The sequence below is a fragment of the Streptomyces sp. NPDC042102 genome (assembly GCF_055582305.1).
The window spans coordinates 41243-65602 of record NZ_JBVJDL010000006.1; the positions used below are offsets into that span (position 1 = coordinate 41243).

General features: G+C 73.9%; 21 protein-coding genes. 13 read left to right on the forward strand and 8 right to left on the reverse strand.

Features of this window, described 5'->3' with window-relative positions:
- The 3 genes from ACZ6KO_RS24435 to afsR form a co-directional block, all read right to left on the reverse strand.
- Positions 1–735: a class I SAM-dependent methyltransferase gene (locus ACZ6KO_RS24435; protein WP_469306128.1), complete on the reverse strand. Its 735-nt coding sequence runs from the start codon at positions 733–735 to the stop codon at positions 1–3.
- A 405-nt stretch (positions 736–1140) separates the two neighbouring features.
- Positions 1141–1410, reverse strand: coding sequence for a hypothetical protein (locus tag ACZ6KO_RS24440; protein ID WP_469306129.1), 270 nt, complete (start codon positions 1408–1410; stop codon positions 1141–1143).
- Positions 1411–1551: 141 nt separating this feature from the next.
- Entirely contained in the window at positions 1552–4605 is a 3054-nt protein-coding gene (gene afsR, locus ACZ6KO_RS24445) for an SARP-family global regulator AfsR (protein WP_469306130.1), read from the reverse strand.
- 142 nt (positions 4606–4747) lie between these two features.
- On the opposite strand from afsR, the gene ACZ6KO_RS24450 reads away from it, so the two are divergent.
- Both ACZ6KO_RS24450 and ACZ6KO_RS24455 read left to right on the forward strand, forming a co-directional pair.
- Positions 4748–5968 carry an amidohydrolase family protein gene (locus tag ACZ6KO_RS24450; protein ID WP_401453245.1) on the forward strand — a complete coding sequence of 407 codons (1221 nt, stop codon included), beginning with the start codon at positions 4748–4750 and terminating at the stop codon, positions 5966–5968.
- A 147-nt stretch (positions 5969–6115) separates the two neighbouring features.
- Positions 6116–6448: a nuclear transport factor 2 family protein gene (locus ACZ6KO_RS24455; RefSeq protein WP_469306345.1), complete on the forward strand. Its 333-nt coding sequence runs from the start codon at positions 6116–6118 to the stop codon at positions 6446–6448.
- A 10-nt stretch (positions 6449–6458) separates the two neighbouring features.
- Here the strand turns inward: ACZ6KO_RS24455 and ACZ6KO_RS24460 are convergent, their stop codons facing one another.
- Complete coding sequence (locus ACZ6KO_RS24460) at positions 6459–7697, reverse strand: FAD-dependent monooxygenase (protein ID WP_469306131.1); 1239 nt, start codon at positions 7695–7697, stop codon at positions 6459–6461.
- A gap of 210 nt (positions 7698–7907) precedes the next feature.
- Here ACZ6KO_RS24460 and ACZ6KO_RS24465 point away from each other — a divergent pair, with 210 nt between their 5' ends.
- Positions 7908–8987 carry a TetR/AcrR family transcriptional regulator C-terminal domain-containing protein gene (locus ACZ6KO_RS24465; RefSeq protein WP_469306132.1) on the forward strand — a complete coding sequence of 360 codons (1080 nt, stop codon included), beginning with the start codon at positions 7908–7910 and terminating at the stop codon, positions 8985–8987.
- Here the strand turns inward: ACZ6KO_RS24465 and solA are convergent.
- Positions 8974–10119, reverse strand: a complete 1146-nt coding sequence (gene solA / locus ACZ6KO_RS24470; RefSeq protein ID WP_469306133.1) for an N-methyl-L-tryptophan oxidase — start codon at positions 10117–10119, stop codon at positions 8974–8976. The two genes, ACZ6KO_RS24465 and solA, sit on opposite strands and share 14 nt — an antisense overlap.
- Before the next feature lie 221 nt (positions 10120–10340).
- On the opposite strand from solA, the gene ACZ6KO_RS24475 reads away from it, so the two are divergent.
- Positions 10341–11264 carry a trypsin-like serine peptidase gene (locus ACZ6KO_RS24475; protein ID WP_469306134.1) on the forward strand — a complete coding sequence of 308 codons (924 nt, stop codon included), beginning with the start codon at positions 10341–10343 and terminating at the stop codon, positions 11262–11264.
- Positions 11265–11307: 43 nt separating this feature from the next.
- Here ACZ6KO_RS24475 and ACZ6KO_RS24480 read toward each other — a convergent pair whose 3' ends face one another.
- The 3 genes from ACZ6KO_RS24480 to ACZ6KO_RS24490 form a co-directional block, all read right to left on the reverse strand.
- The gene (locus ACZ6KO_RS24480; protein WP_469306135.1) at positions 11308–11793 is read right to left on the reverse strand and encodes an NUDIX hydrolase; all 486 of its coding nucleotides are present in this window, start codon (positions 11791–11793) and stop codon (positions 11308–11310) included.
- 66 nt (positions 11794–11859) lie between these two features.
- The gene (locus ACZ6KO_RS24485; RefSeq protein WP_469306136.1) at positions 11860–12987 is read right to left on the reverse strand and encodes a serine/threonine-protein kinase; all 1128 of its coding nucleotides are present in this window, start codon (positions 12985–12987) and stop codon (positions 11860–11862) included.
- Positions 12988–13092: 105 nt separating this feature from the next.
- Positions 13093–13368, reverse strand: coding sequence for a hypothetical protein (locus ACZ6KO_RS24490; protein WP_469306137.1), 276 nt, complete (start codon positions 13366–13368; stop codon positions 13093–13095).
- Between the two features lie 349 nt (positions 13369–13717).
- Between ACZ6KO_RS24490 and ACZ6KO_RS24495 the strand changes: the two genes are divergently transcribed.
- The 9 genes from ACZ6KO_RS24495 to ACZ6KO_RS24535 all read left to right on the forward strand — a co-directional run bounded on the left by ACZ6KO_RS24495 (position 13718) and on the right by ACZ6KO_RS24535 (position 24224).
- Positions 13718–14530: a L,D-transpeptidase family protein gene (locus ACZ6KO_RS24495; protein ID WP_469306138.1), complete on the forward strand. Its 813-nt coding sequence runs from the start codon at positions 13718–13720 to the stop codon at positions 14528–14530.
- A 156-nt stretch (positions 14531–14686) separates the two neighbouring features.
- Entirely contained in the window at positions 14687–15295 is a 609-nt protein-coding gene (locus tag ACZ6KO_RS24500; protein WP_469306139.1) for a CAP domain-containing protein, read from the forward strand.
- 131 nt (positions 15296–15426) lie between these two features.
- A complete protein-coding gene (locus tag ACZ6KO_RS24505; RefSeq protein WP_469306140.1) occupies positions 15427–16377 on the forward strand; it encodes a TIGR03619 family F420-dependent LLM class oxidoreductase in 951 nt (316 codons plus the stop codon).
- A 28-nt stretch (positions 16378–16405) separates the two neighbouring features.
- Positions 16406–17191: an SDR family NAD(P)-dependent oxidoreductase gene (locus tag ACZ6KO_RS24510; RefSeq protein WP_469306141.1), complete on the forward strand. Its 786-nt coding sequence runs from the start codon at positions 16406–16408 to the stop codon at positions 17189–17191.
- A gap of 98 nt (positions 17192–17289) precedes the next feature.
- Positions 17290–18411: an LLM class flavin-dependent oxidoreductase gene (locus ACZ6KO_RS24515; protein WP_469306142.1), complete on the forward strand. Its 1122-nt coding sequence runs from the start codon at positions 17290–17292 to the stop codon at positions 18409–18411.
- Between the two features lie 231 nt (positions 18412–18642).
- Positions 18643–20382: an N-acyl-D-amino-acid deacylase family protein gene (locus ACZ6KO_RS24520; RefSeq protein ID WP_469306143.1), complete on the forward strand. Its 1740-nt coding sequence runs from the start codon at positions 18643–18645 to the stop codon at positions 20380–20382.
- Positions 20379–21848: an aldehyde dehydrogenase family protein gene (locus ACZ6KO_RS24525; protein ID WP_469306144.1), complete on the forward strand. Its 1470-nt coding sequence runs from the start codon at positions 20379–20381 to the stop codon at positions 21846–21848. The genes ACZ6KO_RS24520 and ACZ6KO_RS24525 overlap by 4 nt, the downstream gene beginning before the upstream one ends.
- Positions 21849–22237: 389 nt before the next feature.
- On the forward strand, positions 22238–23797 hold the full coding sequence (locus tag ACZ6KO_RS24530) for an APC family permease (protein WP_469306145.1): 1560 nt from the start codon (positions 22238–22240) through the stop codon (positions 23795–23797).
- 145 nt (positions 23798–23942) lie between these two features.
- Positions 23943–24224, forward strand: coding sequence for a hypothetical protein (locus ACZ6KO_RS24535; protein ID WP_469306146.1), 282 nt, complete (start codon positions 23943–23945; stop codon positions 24222–24224).
- Positions 24225–24360 lie beyond the last annotated feature (136 nt).

Below are 24360 nucleotides of genomic sequence, written 5' to 3' on the forward strand. Positions count from 1 at the left end.
TTACCGCCGGTGGGCCAGGAGGAGGCGCCAGTGGGGGGTGCCGTCGTGGCGGTGGCCGAAGGTGGGGAGGGGGAGCGTTTCGACTTCGAAGCCCGCGGCCGTCAGGTCCGCGCGGACGCCGGGGAGCGGGAACGTGCGGTAGTACATGACGAACGGGGGGCGCCACACCGCGTTGCGGACGCGCATTGCCGTGTCGAAGCCCGCCGTCAGCCACCAGGCCGCCGAGGTCAGCGGCAGCGGGGCGCCGATCGGGAAGGCGAAGATCCCGCCGGGGCGCAGGGCGCGGTGGACCGCCGCGAAGAGCGCCGGGCGTTCGGCGGGGAGGAAGTGGCCGAACGCGCCGAAGCTCACCGTCAGGTCGTAGGAGGAGGAGAGGGCGGGCGGGAGGGTGCGGGCGTCCGCCTGGATGAAGTCCACCGGGGGAGTCCGCGAGCGGTGCGCGGCCTCCGCCCTCGCCAGCATGCCCGCGCTGAGGTCGACGCCCGTCACCCGGTCCCGGCAGAGCCTGGTCAGGAGGGGGATCGCGGCGCCCGTGCCGCAGCACAGGTCCAGGCCGGCGCCCACCGGGCCGGGGAGGTACTGGGCCAGGGCCTCCTCGACCGCGTCCAGCATCCGGTCCGGGGTGCGGAACGGCGTGTGGTCGAACTTCGGCGCCAGCAGGTCGTAGCCGCGCTCGACGGACGACAGGGCCTGGACGGCCAGCTCGCGGACGGTGGGTCCCTCGGAGGTGAACACGACGCCCAGCGTAGTGACCCGTGGGCAGGGGCGGCGAAGAAATGGGACGGGACATGACAAAAGGACGGCCGCGGTGGCACCCCCTCCGGGCCACCGCGACCGTCTTCCCCCTTGCCCCTCGGGTCCCCCCGGACCCTCGTGGCGTTCCCCCGTGGTACTTCCCCCGGATCCCCCCGTAACCGGGCTCCCCCGTGCTTCCCCCCGTACGTCCCGCGTGGTCTCACGTCCCCCGTGGCCCCGCGGGTCCCCCGTGCTTCCCCCGTGCTTCCCCCGTACGTCCCGCGTGGTCGTCACGTCCCCCGTGCCCCCGCGGGTCCCCCGTACGTCCCCCCGTGCGTCCCGCGCCGCCTTCACGTCCCCCGTGGACGGCTCGGGTCCCCCGTACGTTCTCCGGTCCTCGGGTCCTTACGGACGCGGGCCCGTGGCGTGGTTGTCCATCGCCTTGATCTCATCGCCAGGAGCGACCGGGGCGACCGGGGCGACCGGAGCCACCGGGGCGGTCGGCTTGGCCGGGTTGGCCGGGGCCGTGCCCGTGCCCGACGCGTCCGGACCGTTCATCGGCTCGCCCGTCGCGTGGTTGTCCATCGACCTGATGTCGACGCCCGTGGCGTGGTTGTCGAACGGCTTGATGTCACCGTCGTCGGACGGGATCTGGGCAGCGCTGTCGGTCGTCATCGTCACTCCTGAAGGTGGCCGGGCCCGTTCGGCGATTCCCCCGCGGACCGCCGAACGGGTCGATGGGTCCATGGTTGCGCGGGACGATAAACGAACGATGAACGTCCCGTTCAGCAGCCGAGGTCCACGGAACGCCGCAGCTCAGGCGGCGATCTCGGATGCTAGCAAGCCCCGCGCCTCGGCGAGTTCGTGGGATCCCAGCTGCGCGAAGACCGCCTCCGCGTCCCGCCAGCACGCCCGCGCCCGGTCGGTCTGCCCCAGCCGGTGCAGCGCCCGCCCCAGCACCATCACCACGCACGCCCGCCGCCACTCGCCGCCCATCACCCGCAGGGCGATGGCCTGTTCGGCGTGCGAGGCCGCCAGCGCCGCCCGCCCGGCGGCCAGCTGCGACTCCGCCAGCCGGTAGTGGGTGATGCCCTCCCACAGCGGCTGCCGGTTGTCGCGGAACAGCGACAGCGCCTCCGTCAGCTGCTCCTGCGCCTCCCGCAGCCGGCCCGCCTGGGCCAGTACGGTGCCCAGCGCGTACCGCCCGTTGGCCAGCCGCAGCGAGAGCCCCATCCGGTCGTAGATGGCGATGCCCTGCTCCGCCAGCTCGATCGCGGACGGCAGCCGGCCCAACTGCGCCTGGATCCGGGAGAGGTTGCAGAGCGCGCTGGCCTCGCCGACGTTGTTGCCGTCCGCGCGGAAGCTGTCGATGGCCTCCATCAGGTAGCGCTCGCCGTCGGTGTAGCGGCTCTCGTAGAGGGCGATGATGCCCCGGTCGTTGGGCGCCCAGCACAGCGGCAGCGGGTCCCCGGCCGCCCGCGCCAGCGCGGTGGCCTGCCGGGCCTCGTCGTCGGCCTGCGCGAACCGGCCCGCGACCAGGTGCACGTTGGTCAGCGTGGTGCGCGCCCGGCCCTCGGCGTGCGGGTCGCCCGACGCCTGGGCCGCGTCCCGCAGCGCGACGGCCGCGGACTCGTACTGCTTGGAGTTGGCGCCGGACTCCAGCAGGTCCTTCGCCGCCCACAGCAGGTCCACGGCCCGCCGCAGGACGCCGACCGCCACGTCCGCGCGGGCCGACGCCTGCCGTACGCACGCCAGCAGCGGGTCCGCCTCGGCGTAGATCCAGTCCAGCGCGGCGTGCCGGTCGGCGAAGACCAGCCCGGGGTAGCTGGTGGCCGCCAGGTGCGCGGGCAGCCGGTCGCCGGGGCGCTCCAGCGAGTACACCCGGGCCGCGGTGGCCAGGTAGAAGTCCAGCAGCCGCGACATCGCGTGGTCGCGCTCGCTCGGCGGCAGCTCGTCGCGCTCGGCGCAGGCACGCGCGTAGAGCCGTACGAGGTCGTGGAAGCGGTAGCGGCCGGGCGCCGCCGATTCCAGCAGCGAGCAGTCGACGAGCGCCTCCAGGAGGTCCTCGGTGTCGTGCTCCGCGAGGTCGAGGACGGCGGCCGCGGCGGCCAGCGAGATGTCCGGGCCGTCGGCGAGGCCGAGGAGGCGGAAGGCGCGCTGCTGGGCGGGCTCCAGCTGGCCGTAGCCGAGCTCGAAGGTGGCCTTGACGGCGAGGTCGCCGGCCTGGAGCTCGTCCAGCCGGCGCCGCTCGTCGGCGAGCTTGGCGGCCAGGACGGACACGGTCCAGGTCCGCCGGGCGGCCAGGCGGGACGCGGCGATACGGATGGCCAGCGGCAGGAAGCCGCAGGCGCCGACCACGTCGAGGGCGGCCTGCCGTTCGGCGCCCACCCGTTCCTCGCCGACGATCCGGGTGAACAGCTGAAGGGCCTCTTCGGGGCTCATCACGTCGAGATCGACCAGATGGGCCCCGGCGAGGCCCGCCATGCGGACCCGGCTGGTGACCAGGGCCGCGCAGCCTGCCGTACCGGGCAGCAGCGGGCGGACCTGGGCGGCGTCGCGGGCGTTGTCCAGGAGGACCAGGACGCGCCGCCCGTCGAGGGTGGAACGGTAGAGCGCGGCCCGCTCGGCGGGGGAGTCGGGGATGGCCGTGTCGGGGGTGCCCAGGGCGCGCAGGAACGAGCCGAGGACGGCCTCGGGCTCGGCGGGCCGGGCCTCGGTGCCCTGGAGGTCGACGTACAGCTGGCCGTCGGGGAAGTGCGGGCGGGCGGCGTGCGCGACGTGCACGGCGAGCGTGGTCTTGCCGACGCCGCCGATGCCGGCGAGCGCGGAGACGGCCATCACCTGGCCCTCGGCGCCCGCGAGCACCTCGCCGAGCTCGGTGACGAAGCCCGCCCGGCCGGTGAAGTCCGGGACGGTCGCCGGGAGCTGGGCGGGGCGCACCTGGATGGCGGCGGCGGCCGGGGCCGGCGCCTCGGACAGCGCGAGCTCGGCGTCCGCGCGCAGGATCCGCTGCTGGAGGGCGGCGAGTTCGGGCCGCGGGTCGACGCCGAGTTCGTCGGCGAGCAGGCGGCGGGTGTCGGCGTACACGGCGAGGGCCTCGGCCTGCCGGCCGCTGCGGTAGAGGGCGAGCATGAGCAGCTCGCGCAGCCGTTCGCGCAGCGGGTGGGCGGCGGTCAGCGCGGTGAGCTCGGAGACCGCCTCGGCATGGTGGCCGATCTCCAGGTCGAGGTCGAGGCGGGTCTCCACCAGCTGCAGGCGCCATTCGGCGAGCCGGGTGCGCTCGGTCTCGGCGTACGGTCCGGGGACGCCGGCCAGCGGCTCGCCGTCCCACAGGTCCAGGGCGCGGCCCAGCAGCGTACGGGCGAGGGCGCGGTCGCCGGACTCGCGGGCCTGCTCGGCGTCGGCGGCCAGGGTGCGGGCGATGCCGAGGTCGAGGTGGGTGGGGCGGGTGCGGATGGCGTACCCGCCGGCGTCGCTGACCAGCAGCCCCGGGTCGAGGATCTTGCGCAGCCGGGAGGCGTACGTGCGGATGGTGGCGAGGGCCTGCTGGGGCGGGTCCTCGCCCCAGATCGCGTCGATCAGCTCGGGCGCGGTGGCGGTACGGCCGTCGCGCAGCAGCAGCGCGGCGAGCAGGGCGCGCTGCTGGGGGCTGCCGGAGGCGAGCGGCTCACTGCCGCGCCAGGCGCGGATGGGCCCGAGTACGGCGAACCGCGCGCCGCCGGGCGCCGCCGTGTCCGGGGTCTCGGCGCGGGGTCCGGCCGGGGCCGGGAGGTCGGCGCCGTCCGTCCGTCCGGCTTTGGAGCCGGATGCTCCGGATGGTGCCGCCCCGGGGTGGTTCCGCTGGTGCGGGATGGCCGGTATGCCGTCCATCTGTCGTCCCCCCTGCCTTCGGTCGGTGTAGTGGTCAGTCTGCCCTGTCTTGCGCGGAGACGTCAGCCCGCGGCCGCGCGTGGCTGGTTGATCACGCCCCAACTAGCTGACGGTTCGTCAGATCAGCGCTACCGTGGAGGGCATGGAGACCTTCCCGAAGATCATCTCGGTGGACGACCACACGGTGGAGCCTCCCCATGTCTGGCGGGACCGGCTCCCGTCCAGGTACCGGGACTCCGGCCCCCGCATCGTCCGGGCCCCCCTGAAGGAAATGACCTTCATGGGAGGCAAGTTCGCGCCCGTCATGGGCGCCCCCGGCACCGACGGCCCGATCGGGGACTGGTGGGTCTACGAGGACCTGCACCGCCCCCTCACCCGCCTCGACACCGCCGTCGGCTACGACCGCGACGAGATCCGCCTGGAAGTCATCACGTACGAGCAGATGCGCCCCGGTTCCTTCTCGGTTCCGGAGCGACTGGCCGACATGGACGTCAACCACGTCCAGTCCGCCCTGTGCTTCCCCACGTTCCCGCGCTTCTGCGGCCAGACCTTCACCGAGGCCAAGGACCGCGAACTCGGGCTGCTGGGCGTACGGGCGTACAACGACTGGATGGTGGAGGAGTGGTGCGGCCCCGAGGCCCACGGCCGCCTCATCCCGCTCACGCTCATCCCGCTGTGGGACGCGGAGCTGGCCGCCGCCGAGGTCCGGCGCAACGCCGCCCGGGGCGTGCGCGCGGTCGCCTTCTCCGAGATCCCGCCGCACCTCGGGCTGCCCTCGATCCACACGGACGCATGGGACCCGTTCCTGAGGGCGTGCGACGAGACCGGCACGGTCATCGCCATGCACATCGGGTCCTCCTCGCGGATGCCCTCCACCTCGGCGGACGCCCCGCCGGCGGTCGGCTCCACGATCACCTTCGCCAACTGCTGCTTCTCGATGGTCGACTGGCTGATGAGCGGCAAGTTCGAGCGGTTCCCGAACCTGCGGATCATGTACGCCGAGGGCCAGATCGGCTGGATCCCGTACATCCTGGAGCGCGCGGACGTCGTCTGGGAGGAGAACCGCGCCTGGGGCGGGGTCGCCGACAAGGTCACCCGGCCGCCGTCGGAGCTGTTCGCCGGGCACGTCTACGGCTGCTTCTTCGACGACGCCTTCGGACTGAAGAACCTGGACGCGATCGGCGTCGGCAACGTCCTGTACGAGACGGACTACCCGCACTCGGACTCGACCTGGCCCAAGTCCCGGGAGGTGGGCGAGGCCCAGATGGGCCACCTGGCGCCGGACGTGGTGGACCGCATCGTCCGCCGCAACGCGATCGACCTGCTGGGCCTGACCCCCGACGGCCTGTGGGCGGGCGCCTGACGGCCACCCCTCCGGCGCCGGGCGGTCCGGCCCGCGGGCGACAATGCCGGCATGGAGCGATACGCGGGCGAGGCGCACGAGGCGCGTGAGGCGGACGAGGCGGACGCGGCGGCCGTCGCCGCGGCGGTCGAGGGCGAGCTGCGGCTGATGGACCCGGGGGTGCGGGTCTCCCGAGAGCTGGCGAGGGAGTTGCTCGATCCCGCGTTCGTGGAGGTCGGCGCCTCCGGGCGGCGCTGGACGTACGAGGAGATGCTGTCCGCGCTGCCCGCGCTGGCGGGCGGGGCCGCCGACGGGCCCCGGTACGAGCCGTCGGGGATGACCGGCGTCCGGCTGGCCGCCGACCTCGTGCACCTCACCTACGACACGGTCATCGGCGGGGTGCGCGCCCGGCGCAGCTCGCTGTGGCGGCGCGGGCCGGACGGGGCCCGGTGGCGGATGTACTACCACCAGGCGACCCCGGTCCCGCGGGACCTCCCGTAGCCGCCGGACCCTACCGGCGGGCGGGCGCGTGGTCGTACGCCGGGAGATCGATGTTCTCGGCCTTGGCGAACTGCGCGGCCAGGAGGTTCTTCATCGGCCAGCGGTTCATGGAGCGCATCGACAGGTCCCGCATCCTGATGCCGAACGCGCTGGAGGGCGCGAAGCCCTTGGCGCCGCCCGGCGGGAGTTCCTGGGCCTGGTCGACGTACGGGCGCATCACCTCGGCGTACCGGCGGAAGGCGGTGCGGTGGTCGCCCCGCGCGGCGGCGAGTTCGCCGGCCAGCACGTAGGCGCCGACCAGGGCCAGGCTGGTGCCCAGGCCGGTCAGCGGCGAGGCGCAGTAGCCCGCGTCCCCGAGGAGGGCCACCCGGCCGCGGTGCCACTGGTCGAGGTGGACCTGGCTCATGGAGTCGAGGAAGAAGTCCGGCGCCGTGCGCATCGCCCGCAGCAGCCGCGGGACCTGCCAGCCGGCCCCGGCGAACCGCTCGGCCAGCAGCGCCCGCTGGCCCGCGGTGTCGCGGCGGTCGTACGCGACCGGCTCCGCCGTACGGAAGCTCAGCCCGGCCTTGACCTCGCCGGGCAGCCGCCCGGGCCGGGCGGAGGCGACGAGCCCGCCGGGCGCGTTGTACATCTGGAACCAGCCGTCGAGGTCGAACGGCTCGGTCGTGGTGAACCAGGCGGTGTACACGCCCAGCGGCCGGACGAACCGCTCCTCCGGCCCGAAGGCCAGCGCGCGCACCACGGAGTGCAGCCCGTCCGCCCCGATGACCAGCCCGAAGCGGCGGGGCGCGGCCTTCTCGAAGGTGACGGTGACCCCGTCCGCGTCCTGGTCGAGCCCGGTGATGCTGTCGTCGAAGAGGTAGGTGGTGAAGGGCTCGGTCGCCTCGTGGAGGAGCCCGGCCAGGTCCCCGCGCAGGATCTCGATCTCGGAGATGATCCCCTCGCCGCCGAAGGCGTCCGCCGGCATCCGGGCGGTGCAGCGTCCGGCGGCGTCGACGCAGGCGATGCCGGCCTGGTCGACGCTGAGGGCTCTGGCCCGTTCCATCAGGCCCATCCGGCTGATCACGGTACGGCCGGCCCCGCGCAGGTCGACGGTCTGGCCGCCGGGGCGCGGGGCCGGGGCGCGCTCGACGACGGTGACGTCGAAGCCGGCCGCGTTCAGCCAGTACGCGAGGGCGGGACCGCCGATGCCGGCGCCGGAGACGAGGATGGCGGTGGAGTGCGCGGTGGGGTGCGTCGTGTTCGTCATACCGCAGAATGTACGCCGTACGCATGGCCTGCGCAACCGGTAAAGTCCCTGCTGTGCAAGGGGGATGGGCGTCAGGTGCACTAGTGCTCTGGGTGGTTCACGGTGCCTGCCGCGCGTGCCGGGGCGGCCCCGGCGGCCCGTTCCGGGGCCGTGTCCAGGCCGGGGACCTAGGGTGGTGCACCAGGAGGTGCACTAGTGCGGAGGAGTGTCATGGAAGAGCACCGGGGAGCCTCGCGCTCCGGACGGATCGCCGCCGAGCTGCGCCGGCGCATCGCGACGGGCGAGCTGGCCCCGGGCGACCGGGTGCCCTCGACCCGCGAGATCACCCGCGAGTGGGGCGTCGCCATGGCGACCGCGACCAAGGTGCTGACCGAGCTCCGGCAGCAGGGCCTGGTCCGCGCCGTCCCGGGCATCGGCACCGTCGTGGAGGAGCCGCACCCCGCCCCCGCCGCACGCCGGGCCGCGCCTCCGGCCGAGCGCGAGCCCGAGTCCGAGTCCGGGTCCGAGCCCGCGTCCCCGCCCGCGTCCGCCTCCTCGCGGCAGCGGATGCCGGCGGCCGGGTCCGACGCCCCGAGCCCCCGCCCCCACCCCCACCCCCGCCCCCGCGCTGCCGACCAGGCGCTCACCCTCGACCGGATCGTGGCCTCGGCCGTCGCGACGGCCGACGCGGAGGGGCTGGCGGCGGTCTCCATGCGCCGGATCGCCGGTGAGCTCGGGGTCGCCACGATGTCGCTGTACCGGCACGTCGCCGACAAGGACGCCCTGCTGACGCACATGCTGGACGCGGCCTTCGCCGGGGTCGGCCTGCCCGCCGACGCGCCCGGGGACTGGCGCGAACGGCTCGCGCTCGCCGGCCGGACGATGTGGCAGGTCTTCCGCCGCCACCCCTGGCTGACCACCGCCATGTCGGTGGCCCGGCCCCGGGCCGTGGCCGACGCGATGCCCATCACCGAGTGGGTGCTCGCCGCACTCGTCGGCCGCGGACTCGACCCGTCGGCGGCCCTGACCGCCCACCTGGCCCTCTTCAACTACGTGCGCGGTACCGCCGTCGACGTCGAGATGGAGGCGGAGGCAGCGGCCCTCAGCGGCCAGGACGACGAGGAATGGCGCGACGAGCAGGAACCGGTGCTCCAGGTCCTGCTGGACACCGGCCGTTTCCCGACGCTGGCCCGGCTCGCCGAGACCGGCTACGACTTCGACCTCGACGCGGTGTTCGAGTTCGGCCTGCAGCGCCTCCTCGACGGACTCGCCGTCCACCTGGGAGAAGCGCCGGCCCTCAGCCCGAGGTGAAGCGCGTCGCCGCGAACGCCGACAGGTCGAGGTCCGTACGGCCGTCCAGCGCGAGCTGGGCCAGGCACTCGCCGATGGCCGGGGCGAACTTGAACCCGTGGCCCGAGCAGGCGGCCGCGTAGGCGACGCGGGGCGTGGTGCGCAGCCGGTCGACGATGAAGCTGCCGTCCGGGGTCATCGTGTAGAGGCAGGTCCGCGCCCGGACCGGCTCCGGCGACAGGCCCGTCAGGAACCGCGCGGCCGCTCCGGCCAGCTCCGCCGCGTCCGCGTCGGAGACCGCGCCCGCCGCCGGGGCGGCCGGATCCGCCGCGGCCCGCTGCCGGTTGTGGAAGCCGACCTTCACCTCCCGGCCGCCGCGCCCCCACTCGGGGCAGCCGTAGACGATGTCGCCGCCCGCCGACTCGTGGACGAACGAGGGCCACCCCTCGTTCCCCTCGGGCGCCAGCGTCCGGAACCAGTACACCGCGACCCGCTGCGGCCGCAGCACCCCCGGCAGTTCGTCCCCCACGAAGTCGTTCAGCCAGGGCCCCGCCGTCACCACGACCGCGCCGCACGCCACCGTCTCCCCGGAGGCCAGGCGTACGACGGCGCCCGCGTCCCCGCCGGTGACGTCCAGCGCCCGTTCGCCGTACCGCAGCACCGCACCGTCGCGCACGGCCGCGTCGGCGAGCGCGAACCGGGCCCGGTCGGCGAGCAGGGTGTACGCACCGGGCTCGTACAGGACCACCATGTCCTTGGCCGGCGCCAGCCACGGATAGCGCTCGCCCGCCCGCTCCGCGTCCCACACCTCGTGCGGGATCCCGCCCGCCGCCGCCGTCCGCCGGCACCCCTCGACCAGCCCGTCCCGCTCGCTGCCGATGAACAGGGCGCCGGTGCGCCGCGCGAGCACATCGCCGTGGCCGTCCTCCAGCTCGCTCCACAGGGCGTCCGCCCGCTCCAGGAGCGGCAGATACGCCGCGCCCTCCCAGTAGGCGCGCCGGAAGATCCGGCTCTCGCCGTGCGAGGACCCGTAGCGGTGCGTCGGCCCGTGCGCGTCGACGGCCAGGACGCGTACGCCGCGGGCCGCCAACGCGCGGGCTGCGGCGCAGCCGTGCACGCCCAGGCCGATGACGACGACGTCGTAGCGGTTCACCACCGCTCACCTCCTCCCTGTCCGTCCGTCAGTCCGTCAGTCCCTCAGTCGGCGCGGCGCACTGTGACCGGCTCTCCCTCCAGGGTGGGCGCCCGCCGGTGGCCCGGCAATCACGCGCGCCGGTGTCGTCCGGATTCCGTTGCTGCCGCCCCGTGCGCCGGCCGCGACCTTGCGGCCGCCCCCGTGCGCAAGGCATGCTTCGCCGCAGCAAAGTGAGAGGGGTGGGGCCTGTGGTGGACCGGCAGCAGGTGGTGACGGGAGTGCTGTGCGCCGTGGCGGCCGTCGCCGCGTCCGCCGTCGTGGCCACGCTCGTGCCGCCGCCCGAAGCGCAGGCCGGTGACCGGCCCGCGGCCGCTCACGCCTCCGCCACGCCGAAGTCCTCGGCCCCGACGGCCGGTTCGTCTTCGCGGCCGCAACTCAACGGCGGGGTCGCGCAGCAGAGCCCCGGACAGCTCCCGGGTCAGGCAGGCCAGAGCCCGAGTCAGTCGCCCGGCCGCCCGGCCGGCTCGCCTGCCCCCGGCGCCGGACCGGCCCCCGCGCCCGTCGCGGGTGTGCTGTTCCAGGGTGCCGACCCCGGCAGCCACTTCTGCACGGCCACCGTGGTGCACAGCGCCGGGCGGAACCTGATCGTCACCGCCGGGCACTGCCTGGCCGACAACCTGTCCGGGGCGGACGGTGCGTACTTCGCACCCGCATACGCCCATGGCGTCGCGCCGTACGGGGCGTGGCGGCTCGAGCAGGTCTTCGAGGACAACCGCTGGGCCGACGACGGCGACGACGACTACGACCTGGCCTTCGCCCGCCTCGCGCCCAACGCGGCCGGTCTGAACGTCGAGTCCGCGGTCGGCGGCGCCCCGCTCGACACCACCGGCCGTTCCGACGAGGACGTCACCATCACCGGCTTCCCCTCGGGCCGCGAGCAGCCCCGCGTGTGCACCTCGCGCGCCGTCCGCGAGAGCCCCACCCTGCAGCGCTTCGACTGCGCCGACTTCCCCGGCGGGACCAGCGGCAGCGCCTGGATCGGCAAGGACGGCAAGATAATCGGCGTCCTGACGGGCGGCGACACCGACGACGTCTCCACCAGCACCGTGCTGGACACGTACGCCGCCGAGCTCTACCGCAAGGCGTCGGGCCTGGTCCGCTGATACGCGGGCCGGCGGTCCGCCGGCCCGCGAGTCCCGCGGGCCCTCAGGTCACCAGACCGAGGTCCACCGGTCCGGCCTGCGGACCGCCCGCCAGCAGGTCGTGGAGCCGCGGCGGCCACACCGGCTCGCCCAGCCGCCCCAGGTCCACGGGTGACAGCCAGCGCCAGTGCGCGTCCGCGGACTCCGGGACCGGATCGCGCTCCGGGCCGCGGGTGACGTAGATGTGCTCGTGCTGGCGGACCGGCACGCCCTGGTGTGTGAAGTCGTGCTCCCACGTGCACAGCAGGCGCTGCGGCGCGAGGTCCGTCCAGCCGGTCTCCTCGCGCAGCTCGCGCCGCACGCACTCCTCGGGCGTCTCGCCGGGGTCGATCCCGCCGCCGGGCGGCAGCCAGTGGACGCCCACCTCCACGTTGTTCTCGCGGAACAGGAACACCGATCCGGCGGGGGACACGATCACGACGCGTGCCGCCCGTCGCGGGGTACGGGCGGCACCTGTCCGGCTGCTTCGTCTGAGTCCACGGATGCGCATCCGGCCAGGTTACGACGCCCAACTCGGCGCGTGCTCGGGAGTTTTGCGCGGTGCGGCGACCGGTGATCAGAGCGGCAGGGTCCGCCAGCCCTGGGTGATCTCGTCGTGAACGGCACCCGCGGCGGGGTGGGCGGTCAGCAGTTCCAGCAGGGCCGCGCCGTCAGCCGGGCGGCCTGCCGGGTCGATGGTGAGTGCACGTGCCACGACGGCGGCCAGTGCGGGGTCCAGGGCCCGGACGTCCGCGAGCGCGGTGGGCTCCGGGCCGGTGTCGACGATCCTCCGGATCACCGCGCCGGTGCTGGTCGCCGCGAACGGGCTGGCACCGTGCGCGGCGCAGACCACGCAGCAGGCCCAGGCCCAGACGTCGGCGGCCGTACCGACCCGCTCCTCGCCGAACTGCTCCGGCGCCATGTAGGTGAGGGTGCCCGGTCCGCCACCGGCCATGGTGAGCCTGGTGCCGTCCACCAGCGCGGCGATGCCGAAGTCGAGCAGGCGCGGCCCGGCGGTGGTCAGCATGATGTTGGCGGGCTTGAGGTCCCGGTGGATCAGGCCGAGCCGGTGCACCCCGGACAGGGCCACCGCCAGCGCGAGCGCCAGGGCCCGCAGCGCCTCGGCGGAACGGATCGGGCCCTGCTCCCGCAGATGGACGTCCAGGGGCCGGCCGTCCAGCAGCTCCATCACCAGGTACGGCCGCTGGCCGTCCACCCCGCCGTCGAGCACCCGGGCGGTGTAGGCGCCGGGGACCGTGCCCAGCACTTCCGCTTCACGCTCGAAGCGGCGCAGGAGTTCGGCGTTGCCGAGCAGTTCGAGGTTGATGGTCTTCAGCGCCACCTGTGTGGCCGCGCCCTCTCTCCGCGCCAGGTACACCGTGCCCATCCCGCCGGAGCCGATCCGGCCGAGCAGGTGGTACCCGCCGATCGTCCGCGGCTCGCCCTGGTGCATCGGCTGGTGGGCGGCCGTATGGGCCGGCGCGGCCTGGGCGGCCGGCATGGCCGGCGCGGCGTCCGTACCAGGGTGGGGCTGCGTTGGGACGTACGTCGGGGACTGCGTGTCGGCCACGGGTGGGTGGACGGGCGGCGCCGCGACGGTGGCCTCGCGGCGCCAGCGCCGTCGCCTGCTTGCTATGTAGACCCCCCGGAGCGCCACGATGAGGATCAGGCCGACCACGGCCAGCAGAACGAACGACAGCTCCATGTGGACCACCCTAGGGTGCTTCTAGCAACTCCTGCCAGGCGCACGCCAGTTCCCCGGCGGTGCGGCGGGAGGGACCCGGCGCACCGCCGGACGGGCGGGCCGCCCTCAGTGGGCCGCGCGGCAGGCCCCGCCCGAGATGTCGGCGGAGAGGCCGACCGCCTCCAGGCTCGCGACGCAGCTGGTCTGGTTGCCGATCGAACCCTGGTAGCAGGCCTGCGTGACGCCCTCCGTGACCTGCTTGCCGTGCTGCACGATGTACTGCTGGCAGTCCTGGATGCTGGCGGGCGCGGCGGCGGTGGCGGCCGGGGCGGCGATGAGGGTGCTGCCGGCGGCGAGGACCAGGCCGGCCAGGATGCTGGGGATACGGGCCGACGGACGCATGCGGATGCACCTGCTCTCTCGGTCGGTCACGCGATCCGCGGGTGCGCCGGACCGCGGGCGCGGGGCGGCGCACTCTCGCGGGCGACCTGCTCGCGCGGTGCCCACCCCCGCCCTTCCGACGCTAGAGCACCCCACCGCCGCCCGCACGCCCGACCGCCCGGCCCACCACCCCTGGGGGACCACCCCGCGCCCGCCCCGAACCCGTGCCCACCCCTACCCCGTGCGCGGCCCGGCGCCCCGGCGCCCCGGCACCGGACGGGCCGTCACCCTCCGCTGCCCGCGTGACACCGCACCCTGGGAGGTTCATACCTGAACGACCCGAAACATCCACTGATGTACGGTCGGTCCAATGAGCAAGCACGCCCGGAGCAAGCCCGCCCGCTTCCGCTTCCGCACGCCCCGGTGCCTGGCCCTCACGGCGGGCATCGGCCTGCTGACGTTCACCGCCGGCTGGATCTACGCCGTCCAGGAACCGGCGGGGACCCCCTCCGCGCAGGCCGCGCGCGACGACCGGCCGCCCGCGCAGCCCGCCGCGCCCCACGCCGGGCGCGGCGAGCACCGCGACCCGGCCCGGGGCCTGGCGGGCGTCAGCGAGCACACCCGGGCCAGGATCCCGGCCGACTCCCGCCAGCTCGTCCTCGTCGCGGGCACGGACCGGACGTCGTCGGAGAGCGTCGCGACCCTCTACGCGCGCCCCGGCCCGGACGCCGACTGGAGCCCGGTCGGCAGCTGGCCCGCCCGCAACGGCGCCCGGGGCTGGACCGACGCGGCCCGCCGCTCGTACGGCGACCTGACCTCCCCGGAGGGGATCTTCTCGCTGACCGACGCGGGCGGCCTGCTGCCCGAACCGCCGGGCACCCGGCTCCCGTACGACCGTGACGACCTGTTCGTCCCCTCGGGCCGCGGGGTGAACGGCGAGTCCCTGCGGGGCTCCTTCGACTACGTCGTGGCCATCGACTTCAACCGCAGGCCCGGCACCTCCCCGCTCGACCCCGCCAAGCCCGAGGGCGCGGAGCGGGGCGGCAACATCTGGCTGCACGTGGACCACGACGGGCCCTCCCAGGGCTGCGTGGGCATCCCGAAGGAGGCCATGAGAACGGTCCTGCAGACCCTGGACCCGGCGGCCAGGCCGGTCATCGTGATGGGCCCGAAGGGCTTCTGACGACGCCGGCGCCCCGCCCCCGCCCACCGTCCCCGGCCCCGCTGGCGGGTGCCCGTACCCGGTGGCAGCCTGGGAGGGATGCCCTCGCCGGACGTACGGCGGCCCGTTCCCCGTACGGCATCCGGCATCCGTCCGTCCGCGGGAGGTGGAACCTCCGTGAGAAGACATCCCCGGCACACACCGCACACGTCACGCACCCCGCATGCTCCGCACCGTCCGCACCGCACGGCCCTCGTGGGCCTCGCCATGGCCGGCGTCCTGTCGGCCACCCTCGTTCCCGTCACCGCGTCCACGGCCGCGGCCGACCCGCAGGCGCGGGACGCCGTGATCCGCCTCATCAACGCCGAGCGCACCCGGCGCGGGCTGCCCGCCCTCACCGTCAACGCGTCCCTGACGGCCGCCGCGCAGCGGCACGCCATGGACGCCGTACGGCTGAAGTGGTGGGGGCCGGGCAAGGACTCGCACACCAACCCGCAGACCGGCTCGACACCGCAGAGCCGGATCACGGCCGCGGGCTACTGCCCCAACCCCCGCTCCTGGAGCGTCGCCGAGATCACCTACACCGGCTGGGGCGGCTCGGGGACCCCGAAGGCGGCCGTCAACTGGTGGACGAACGTCAGCACCTACGGCCACCGGCAGCGGGTCCTCGACCCCGCCATGCGCGAGATCGGTGCCGCGGCCGTGGCCGGTGCCGCCGACCGGGCGGGTGCCGGCGCGAGCGGCGCCGGTACGTACGTGGTGACCTTCGGACGCTGCGTGCGCTGAACCGAGGTCGCCCCGCCCCGCCTGAACCGAGGTCGCCCCGCCCCACCTCTTGCCTGACGGACCGTCAGCCAAGACGATGTCCCCGCACATCGATATGACGATTCGTCAGACGAAGGCGGGACGGTGTCGCTATGGCGCGCGTGTTCGAGGAGGGCCGGCTGGCCTACGGGATGCAGCTCCCGGTCCAGTCGCAGAGCACCATCTACGCCGAACCCTGGGAGGCCGCGGCCGGCGCCGCCGACCTCGTCGCGGTGGCCCGGGCCGCCGACCGGGCCGGCTTCGGATACCTGGCGACCTGCGACCACGTCGCCATCCCGCGCCGCCTCGCCGGACCCATGGGCACCGTCTGGTACGACCCGGTGGCCACCCTCGCCCACCTGGCGGGCGTCACCGAACGCGTCCGGCTGCTCAGCCACGTCGCCATCGTGGCGCTGCGCCACCCGCTGCTGAGCGCCAAGCAGTACGCCACCCTCGACCACCTCAGCGGCGGCCGCCTGATCCTCGGGGTCGGGGCCGGCCACGTCACCGAGGAGTTCGAGGTCCTCGGCGTGGACTTCGCGCGTCGCGGAGCCCTGCTCGACGAGACCCTCGACGCCCTGCGCGTGGCCCTCGGACCCGAGGAGTACCCGGAGTTCGAGGGCGAGCACGTCCGCTTCCGGGACCTCGGCCAGCTGCCGCGCCCCGCCCAGGAGCGGATCCCGGTCTGGGTCGGCGGGTCCTCGCCCGCCGCCGTGCGCCGCGCCGCCCTGCGCGCGGACGGCTGGCTCCCGCAGGGCGACCCGCGCGAGAAGCTGCCCGCCCAGATCGCCCGGCTGCGCGAGCTGCGCGAGGCCGCCGGGGTCACCGGCCCGCTGGAGATCGGCGCCATCACCGAGGCCCTGTACGTCGGCGAGCCCGCCTGGGACACCGGCCGGCGGACCCTCACCGGCAAGCCCGAGGCGCTCGCCGAGTCGCTGCGAGCCTACAAGGAGATCGGCGTCGACCAGATCCAGGTCCGCTTCCGCAGCCGCGACCGGGCCGAACTCGTGGACCAGATCACCGCTTTCGGGGCCGAAGTGGCCCCCCACCTCGACGAGTCGTGACATGACGTCACGCGAAGGAGCGCAGGGCATGGGGAAGCTGGACGGGCGGGTCGTCATCGTGACCGGGGCGGCGCGCGGCCAGGGCGAGCAGGAGGCCCGGCTCTTCGCCGCCGAGGGCGCGAAGGTGCTGCTGGGCGACGTACTGGACGAACAGGGCGAGGCGGTCGCCAAGGAGCTGGGCGGTGACCGCGCCCGCTACGTGCACATGGACGTCGGCCGGGAGGAGGACTGGGCCGCGGCCGTCGCCGCCGCCAAGGAGTCCTTCGGCCCCGTCGACGGGCTGGTCAACAACGCCGGCATCCTGCGCTTCAACGAGCTCACCGCGACCCCGCTGGCGGAGTTCCAGCAGCTCGTGCAGGTCAACCAGGTCGGCGCCTTCCTGGGCATCAAGCACGTCGCCCCGGAGATCGAGGCGGCCGGCGGCGGCACCATCGTCAACACCTCCTCGTACACGGGCCTGACGGGGATGGCCTTCGTCGGCGCGTACGCGGCCACCAAGGCCGCCATCGTCGGGCTGACCCGGGTCGCGGCCCTGGAGCTGGCGGCCAAACGGATCCGGGTCAACGCGATGTGCCCGGGCGCCGTGGACACGCCCATGGCCAACCCGGCGCTGCTGGACCCGGCCGGTCCCTCGCCGGAGGCCACCGCGGCGATGGACGAGCTCTACCGGCGGGTGGTGCCGCTGGGCCGGGCCGGGCTGCCGGCCGAGGTCGCGCGCCTGGCCCTGTTCCTGACCAGCGAGGACTCCTCGTACATCACCGGCCAGCCGTTCGTGATCGACGGCGGCTGGATGGCGGGCGTCAGCATTCTCTGACGCATCGTCAGGTATTGACGTCGCGCGGCACCGGTGGAACAGTCGGACGCATCGATCGATCTGACGATGTGTCAGAAATCAGAGGACGGTGAACCCCCTTGGAATTCGGGCTCTTCGTGCAGGGATACGTGCCCAAGGCGCGTTCCGAGGTCGACCCCGAGGCAGAGCACAAGGCGCTGATCGAGGAGACCGAATACGTCATCCAGGCCGACCGGTCGGGCTTCAAGTACGCCTGGGCCTCGGAGCACCACTTCCTGGAGGAGTACTCGCACCTGTCGGCGAACGAGGTCTTCCTCGGGTACCTCGCCCACGCCACCGAGCGCATCCACCTCGGCTCGGGCATCTTCAACCCGCTCGCTCCCGTGAACCACCCGGTCAAGGTGGCCGAGAAGGTCACGATGCTGGACCACCTCTCCAAGGGGCGCTTCGAGTTCGGCACCGGACGCGGCGCCGGCAGCCACGAGATCCTCGGGTTCATGCCCGGCATCGAGGACATGAACCACACCAAGGAGATCTGGGAGGAGACCATCGCGGAGTTCCCCAAGATGTTCCTCCAGGAGGAGTACGAGGGGTTCCAGGGCAAGCACTGGTCGCTGCCGCCGCGCAAGGTCTTCCCCAAGCCGTACGGCAAGGCCCACCCGGCGATGTGGTACGCCGCCGGCTCCCCCTCCTCGTACGCCATGGCGGCGAAGAAGGGCCTGGGCGTCCTCGGCTTCAGCGTCCAGAAGGTCTCGGACATGGAGTGGGTCCTGGAGCAGTACAAGACGGCCATCCAGGAGGCGAAGGCCATCGGCGCCTTCGTCAACGACAACGTGATGGTCACCTCCACCGCCATCTGCGCCGAGACCCACGACAAGGCCGTGGAGATCGCCGTCAACGGCGGGCTCAACCGCCTGCAGTCGCTGGTCTTCCGCTACCACGACACCTTCCCGCGGCCCGAGGGCATCCCCGAGTGGCCCGAACTCCTCCCCGAGTACAGCGCCGAGATCATCGAGCTGCTGATCGCGGAGGAGCTGATGATCTGCGGCGACCCCTCGGAGGTCCTGGCCCAGTGCAAGCGCTGGGAACAGGCCGGCGCCGACCAGCTGTCGTTCGGGCTGCCGATCGGGGTGCCGTACGAGGACACGATGAACACGATCAAGCTGATCGGCGAGCACGTGATTCCCGAGATCGACACCGATCCGGTGCACCGGACGACGCGGTTCCGCGAGGCGTCGTAGCCGGTGGGCGGACCTGGGCGGCGTCTTCCCGGACCGCCGCCCCGGCCGGGGCCCCGGCCCCGCGAGCGGCCGGCCGGAGCGGCGGGGCGGCGGCCCGCCCCGCTCCTCCGGCCGCCGCCCCTCCACCCGTGCGGAGCCCGGGACCACCCGCGGCCTCCACGGACGCCCCCACGGACGCCCTCCCCGGCCCCCGGCCGGGCCGGCACGTACGTCAACGGAAGAAGGGACGCCATGCTCGACCACCTGATCAAGGGCGCCACCGTCGTGGACGGGACCGGTGCCCCCGCGTACGTCGCCGACGTGGGGCTGCGCGACGGCCGCATCGCCGTCATCGCCGCCCCCGGCACCGTCACCGAGGCGGCCCGCACCGCCGAGGACGCCACCGGCCTCGTCCTGACCCCCGGGTTCGTCGACCCCCACACGCACTACGACGCCCAGCTGTTCTGGGACCCGTACGCGACCCCCTCCATGAACCACGGCGTCACCACGGTCGCCGGCGGCAACTGCGGCTTCACCCTCGCGCCCCTGAACCCCGCCCGCCCCGAGGACGCCGACTACACGCGCCGCATGATGAGCAAGGTCGAGGGCATGGCCCTCAAGGCCCTCGAAGACGGCGTCGACTGGTCCTGGTCCACCTTCGGCGAGTACCTCGACGCCCTCGAGGGCCGCATCGCCGTCAACGCCGGCTTCATGGTCGGCCACTGCGCCCTGCGCCGCCACGTCATGGGCGAGGCGGCCGTCGGCGGACAGCCCACCCCCGAGCAGCTCCAGCAGATGCTCGACCTCTTCCACGAGGCCATGGACGCCGGCGCCTGGGGCCTGTCCACCACCCAGTCCGCCACCCACTCCGACGGCGACGGCGCCCCCGTCGCCTCCCGCCACGCCACCCCCGCCGAGCTGATCGCGCTGTCGAAGGCCGTCGCCGATCACGAGGGCACCCAGCTCGAGGCGATCGTGGCCGGCTGCCTGGACCAGTTCTCCGACGACGAGATCGACCTCTTCGTCGAGATGAGCGCCGCCGCCGGGCGGCCGCTCAACTGGAACGTCCTCACCATCGACGCCGCCGTCCCCGAACGCGTGCCGCGCCAGCTCATCCCCAGCGAGCGCGCCCGCAAGGCCGGCGGCCGGATCGTGGCCCTGACCATGCCGATCCTCACCCCCATGAACATGTCGCTGGGCACCTTCTGCGCGCTCAACCTGATCCCCGGCTGGGGCGAGGTCCTGGGCCTGCCCGTCCCCGAACGGATCGAGCGGCTGCGCGACGCCGGCGTCCGCGCCGAGATGCTGCGCCGCGCCGACAGCAAGGAGGCCGGCGTCTTCCGGCGGCTGGCCAACTTCGGGCGCTACGTCATCGGCGACACGTACAGCGAGGCGAACGAGGGCCTGTCCGGCCGGGTGGTGGGCGACATCGCCGCCGAGCGCGGCCAGGACCCCTTCCACTGCCTGGTCGAGATCTGCGCCAACGACGACCTGCGCACGGTCCTGTGGCCCATGCCCACCGACAACGACCCGGCCAGCTGGGCGCTGCGCGCCGAGACCTGGCAGCACGAGGACGTCCTGCTCGGCGGCTCCGACGCCGGCGCGCACCTGGACCGGATGTGCGGGGCGCCGTACACCACGCGCTTCCTCGGCGACTGCCTGCGCGGGCGCAAGCTGGTCCCGCTGGAGCAGGCGGTACGGATGCTCACCGACGACCCGGCCCAGCTGTTCGGCCTGCGCGAGCGCGGCCGGATCACCGAGGGCTTCCACGCCGACCTCGTCCTCTTCGACCCCGAACGCATCGAGGCGGGCCCGGCGACCCTGGTCCACGACCTGCCCGGCGACAGCCCGCGCCTGGACTCGCGGGCCATCGGGATCGTCTCCGTACGGGTCAACGGCGTCGAGACCATCCGCGACGACGAGGTGACCGGCGCCGTACCGGGGACCGTGCTGCGCTCGGGCCGCGACACCAGGACGGTGAGCACCCGGTGAGCGACGAGGCGGCGAAGCTGTACATCGGCGGCGAGTGGGTCGAGCCGGCCGGCGGCCACTACGAGGTGGTCAACCCGGCGGACGAGTCGGTGGTGGGCCTGGCCCCGGAGGCCTCGCGCGCGCAGGTCGAGGACGCCGCGCGGGCGGCCCGCGAGGCGTTCGCCACCTGGTCGCGGACCACCCCGGAGGAACGCGCGGCGATCCTGGACCGGGCCGCGGACATCATGCAGCGCGAGTTCGAGCCGTGGACGGCGCTGGCGCAGGCGGAGACGGGCGCCCCGGTGCCGATCGCGCGCGGCATGCAGGTCGGCGTGGGCGTGGCCCGCTTCCGCCGGTACGCGCGCGGGGCCCTCGAACCCGTCGAGCGCGGCCTGCCCCCGCAGGTCACCGAGGCCGGCCCGATGGGCGCGGCGAGCGTGCTGGGCGCCCTGGAGGTGCGCCAGCCGGTGGGCGTGGTCACCTGCATCACCTCGTACAACAACCCGTGGGCCAACCCGGCGGGCAAGGTCGCCCCTGCGCTGGCGATGGGCAACACGGTGGTGGTCAAACCGGCCCCGCAGGATCCGCTGTCGGTGTTCAAGATGGCGGCGGCGCTGGCGGAGGCGGGCGCCCCGGCGGGCGTGGTGAACGTCGTGAGCGGCCGGTCGGTGGAGGTCGGGGAGGCGGCCGTCGACTCGCCGGACGTCGACATGGTCTCCTTCACCGGCTCCACGGCGGTCGGCCAGCGGATCGCCGAGGTCTGCGGCCGCTCGATGAAGCGCCAGCTGATGGAGCTGGGCGGCAAGGGCGCGGCGATCGTCTTCGACGACGCGGACCTCGACGCGGCGATGATGGGCATCGGCACCACCTTCTCCTTCTACAGCGGCCAGATCTGTACGGCGCCCACCCGGGTGCTGGTGCACCGGCCGGTGCACGACGCCCTGCTGGAGAAACTGACCGGCTACCTCGCGTACCTGAAGGTCGGCGACCCGGCGGAGCGGGGCACGGTGGTCGGCCCGGTGATCTCCGCGGCCCACCGGGACCGGGTGGAGTCGTACGTCGAGCTGGGCCGCAAGGAGGGCGCCCGGATCGTCGCGGGCGGCGGGCGGCCGGCGGTCCGCGCGGACGGCAGGGGCTTCTACGTGGCCCCGACGCTGCTCGCGGACTGCACCAACGACATGCGGGTCGTGCGCGAGGAGATCTTCGGCCCGGTCGTCGTGGTCGTCCCCTTCGACACGGAGGAGGAGGCGGTGGCGCTGGCCAACGACAGCGACTACGGCCTGCTCAGCTACGTCTGGTCGGGCGACGTCGCCCGCGCCTTCCGGGTGGCGCGGGGGCTGCGGGCGGGCGGGGTCGGGGTCAACACGATCGGCCGCAACATGGAGGCGCCGTTCGGCGGCTTCAAGAAGTCGGGCGTCGGCCGCGACGTCGGCTCGTACGCCCTGCACGCGTACAGCGAGATCCAGTCGATCGTCTGGACGACGTGACGACGTGACGACGTGACGCCCGGACCGCGGGTGGCCGGATACGTATGCCGCTCTGCGGTCCGGTATCCGCGCCCGCCGGTCCGGTATCCGCGTCGCACGGCCCCGGCGGCGGTGCGCCGGGGCCGGAGTGACCGGCGGCGCCCGCTTTGGGGTGGCGTAAAAAAATCGCATGGGAAAGTTTTGAATGGGACAAAACGGGCATGGCTGCGGTTTCCGCATTCCGGAACCCTCGCTGCGGCTCCACCGAAACCCCGACTGAATCCTCCGTGAACCTTTCATTGCGCGAGTGCTAAGTCTCCCGGCCGCAATGTTCCAAGGGATTTGGGTCCAGATGGATCCGGACCGAAACCCTCCGGATATGGAAACCGCAGCATCTAACGTCCTGACCCATGACACAGCTGGACGTTCGGCCCCCGGCCGGAGACACGGTAAGCGGCGTGGCCGGAGGCGACGTCCGCGGCAAGGGACTCGGCAAGGGGTCCGTCGGCCTCGTCGGCAGTGCCGTCATCGGCATCTCCACCGTCGCCCCGGTCTACTGCCTCACCTCGACCCTCGGCTCCACCGCCGGTGAGGTCGGCGTACAGATGCCGGCCGTCTTCCTGGCCGGCTTCCTCCCGATGCTCCTGGTCGCCTTCGCGTACCGCGAGCTCAACAAGGTCATGCCGGACTGCGGCACCTCCTTCACCTGGACCGTGAAGGCCTTCGGGCCCCGCATCGGCTGGATGTGCGGCTGGGGCCTGGTGATCGCCACGATCATCGTGCTCTCCAACCTCGCCGGCGTCGCGACCTCCTACTTCTGGCTGCTGGCCGGAGAGATCACCGGAAGTCCCTCCGTCGCGGCCCTCGACGACAACAAGCTCGTCCACATCCTCACCTGCCTCACCCTGATCGCCGTCGCCACCGCGATCAGCTACCGCGGCATGACGGCCACCAAGGGCGTCCAGTACGCGCTCGTCGGCCTCCAGCTCGCCGTCCTCGCCATCTTCGTGGCCATGGCCTTCCAGAAGGCGTCCGCCGGCACCTTCGACACCGGCCTGGACTTCTCCTGGTCCTGGATGAACCCCTTCGCGATCGAGTCCTTCGCGGCCTTCACCGCCGGTCTCTCCCTGTCGATCTTCATGTACTGGGGCTGGGACGCCTGCCTGGCCACCAACGAGGAGACCACCGGCTCCACCCGGACCCCCGGCCGCGCCGCGCTCGTCGCCATGGTCGTCCTGGTCGGCTCCTACCTCGCCACCGGCATCGCCGCGCAGATGGCCGTCGGCTCCGGCGGCGAAGGCCTGGGCCTGGCCAACGAGGAGACCTCCGACAACGTCTTCGCCGCCCTCGCCGGCCCGGTGATGGGCCCGGTCCTCGGCATCCTGCTCTTCGTCGCCGTCCTCGCCTCCGCGGCGGCCTCCCTGCAGACCACCTTCATCCCGGTGGCCCGTACGGTCCTGGCGATGTCGACGTACGAGGCGCTGCCGCCCTCGTACGCCAAGGTCCACCCGCGCTTCAAGACCCCGGGCCGCGCCACGGTCATGGCGGGTGTCGCCACCGGCGCGTTCTACACGATCATGACCCTGGTCAGCGAGAACGTCCTCACGGACACGATCTTCGCCCTCGGCCTGATGATCTGCTTCTACTACTCGCTCACGGCCTTCGCCTGCGCCTGGTACTTCCGCAAGGAGCTCCGCGCCTCCGGCCGCGACCTGCTCTTCAAGGGCGTCTTCCCGCTCCTGGGCGGCCTGCTGCTGGCCACCGTCTTCGTCAAGACCCTGATCGACATGGTGGACCCGTCCTACGGCTCCGGAGCCACCATCTTCGGCGTCGGCACGGTCTTCGTCATCGGCGTCGGCCTGCTGCTCCTGGGCCTGGTCATCATGGTGATCACCGAACGCCGCAGCCCGGCCTTCTTCCGCGGCGAGGTCCTCACCAAGTCCACCCCGTCCCTGGTGGTCAAGGACTGACCCACCGACCCACCCCCGAAACACCCACTGTGTCACCCCCGCGGCCCCGGATCACCCCCTCCGATCCGGGGCCGCGGCGTACCCCGTCCGGGGCGGGCGGAGGGGGCCGGGGTGACCGGTGGGGGGCGGGGTCGTTGGGGAGGGCATGAATGCCATGAAGCGCACCCTCGCGGCCCTCGTGCTCTCCGGCGGCGCCGCCGCCGTCCTGACCCCCGTCGCCGCCCACGCCGACGGCATGCCGGTCGAGGGCCCGCCGCTGACCAAGCGGCTCGGCACGATCGCCGAGAACCCCCAGCAGACCGTCGAGGAGACCCGCACCGCTCTCGGCGTGGCCGCCGCCACCACCGGCGGGGCCACGCAGTCCACCCTCGCCGGTACGACCGGCGCGCTCGGCAGCGGCCTGCCGCACGCCCCCAGCATCGGCTGACGCCCCCGCCCCCGCCCCCGTGGGGGGGGGGGGGCCCCCCCGCCGCCGCGCCCCCCCGGGGCCCCCCCCCCCCCCCCCCGGGGGGGGGGGGCGGGGGGGCGCGGGGGGGGAGAAAAACACCACCCCGGGACGGGGC

Bases quoted from the DNA above. Each gene is read 5' to 3' on its own strand.
- ACZ6KO_RS24440 (WP_469306129.1), bottom strand. From the start codon at position 1,410: ATGACGACCGACAGCGCTGCCCAGATCCCGTCCGACGACGGTGACATC.
- afsR (WP_469306130.1), bottom strand. From the start codon at position 4,605: ATGGACGGCATACCGGCCATCCCGCACCAGCGGAACCACCCCGGGGCG.
- ACZ6KO_RS24450 (WP_401453245.1), top strand. From the start codon at position 4,748: ATGGAGACCTTCCCGAAGATCATCTCGGTGGACGACCACACGGTGGAG.
- ACZ6KO_RS24455 (WP_469306345.1), top strand. From the start codon at position 6,116: ATGGACCCGGGGGTGCGGGTCTCCCGAGAGCTGGCGAGGGAGTTGCTC.
- ACZ6KO_RS24460 (WP_469306131.1), bottom strand. From the start codon at position 7,697: ATGACGAACACGACGCACCCCACCGCGCACTCCACCGCCATCCTCGTC.
- ACZ6KO_RS24465 (WP_469306132.1), top strand. From the start codon at position 7,908: ATGGAAGAGCACCGGGGAGCCTCGCGCTCCGGACGGATCGCCGCCGAG.
- ACZ6KO_RS24480 (WP_469306135.1), bottom strand. From the start codon at position 11,793: ATGCGCATCCGTGGACTCAGACGAAGCAGCCGGACAGGTGCCGCCCGT.
- ACZ6KO_RS24485 (WP_469306136.1), bottom strand. From the start codon at position 12,987: ATGGAGCTGTCGTTCGTTCTGCTGGCCGTGGTCGGCCTGATCCTCATC.
- ACZ6KO_RS24490 (WP_469306137.1), bottom strand. From the start codon at position 13,368: ATGCGTCCGTCGGCCCGTATCCCCAGCATCCTGGCCGGCCTGGTCCTC.
- ACZ6KO_RS24495 (WP_469306138.1), top strand. From the start codon at position 13,718: ATGAGCAAGCACGCCCGGAGCAAGCCCGCCCGCTTCCGCTTCCGCACG.
- ACZ6KO_RS24505 (WP_469306140.1), top strand. From the start codon at position 15,427: ATGGCGCGCGTGTTCGAGGAGGGCCGGCTGGCCTACGGGATGCAGCTC.
- ACZ6KO_RS24510 (WP_469306141.1), top strand. From the start codon at position 16,406: ATGGGGAAGCTGGACGGGCGGGTCGTCATCGTGACCGGGGCGGCGCGC.
- ACZ6KO_RS24520 (WP_469306143.1), top strand. From the start codon at position 18,643: ATGCTCGACCACCTGATCAAGGGCGCCACCGTCGTGGACGGGACCGGT.
- ACZ6KO_RS24530 (WP_469306145.1), top strand. From the start codon at position 22,238: ATGACACAGCTGGACGTTCGGCCCCCGGCCGGAGACACGGTAAGCGGC.
- ACZ6KO_RS24535 (WP_469306146.1), top strand. From the start codon at position 23,943: ATGAATGCCATGAAGCGCACCCTCGCGGCCCTCGTGCTCTCCGGCGGC.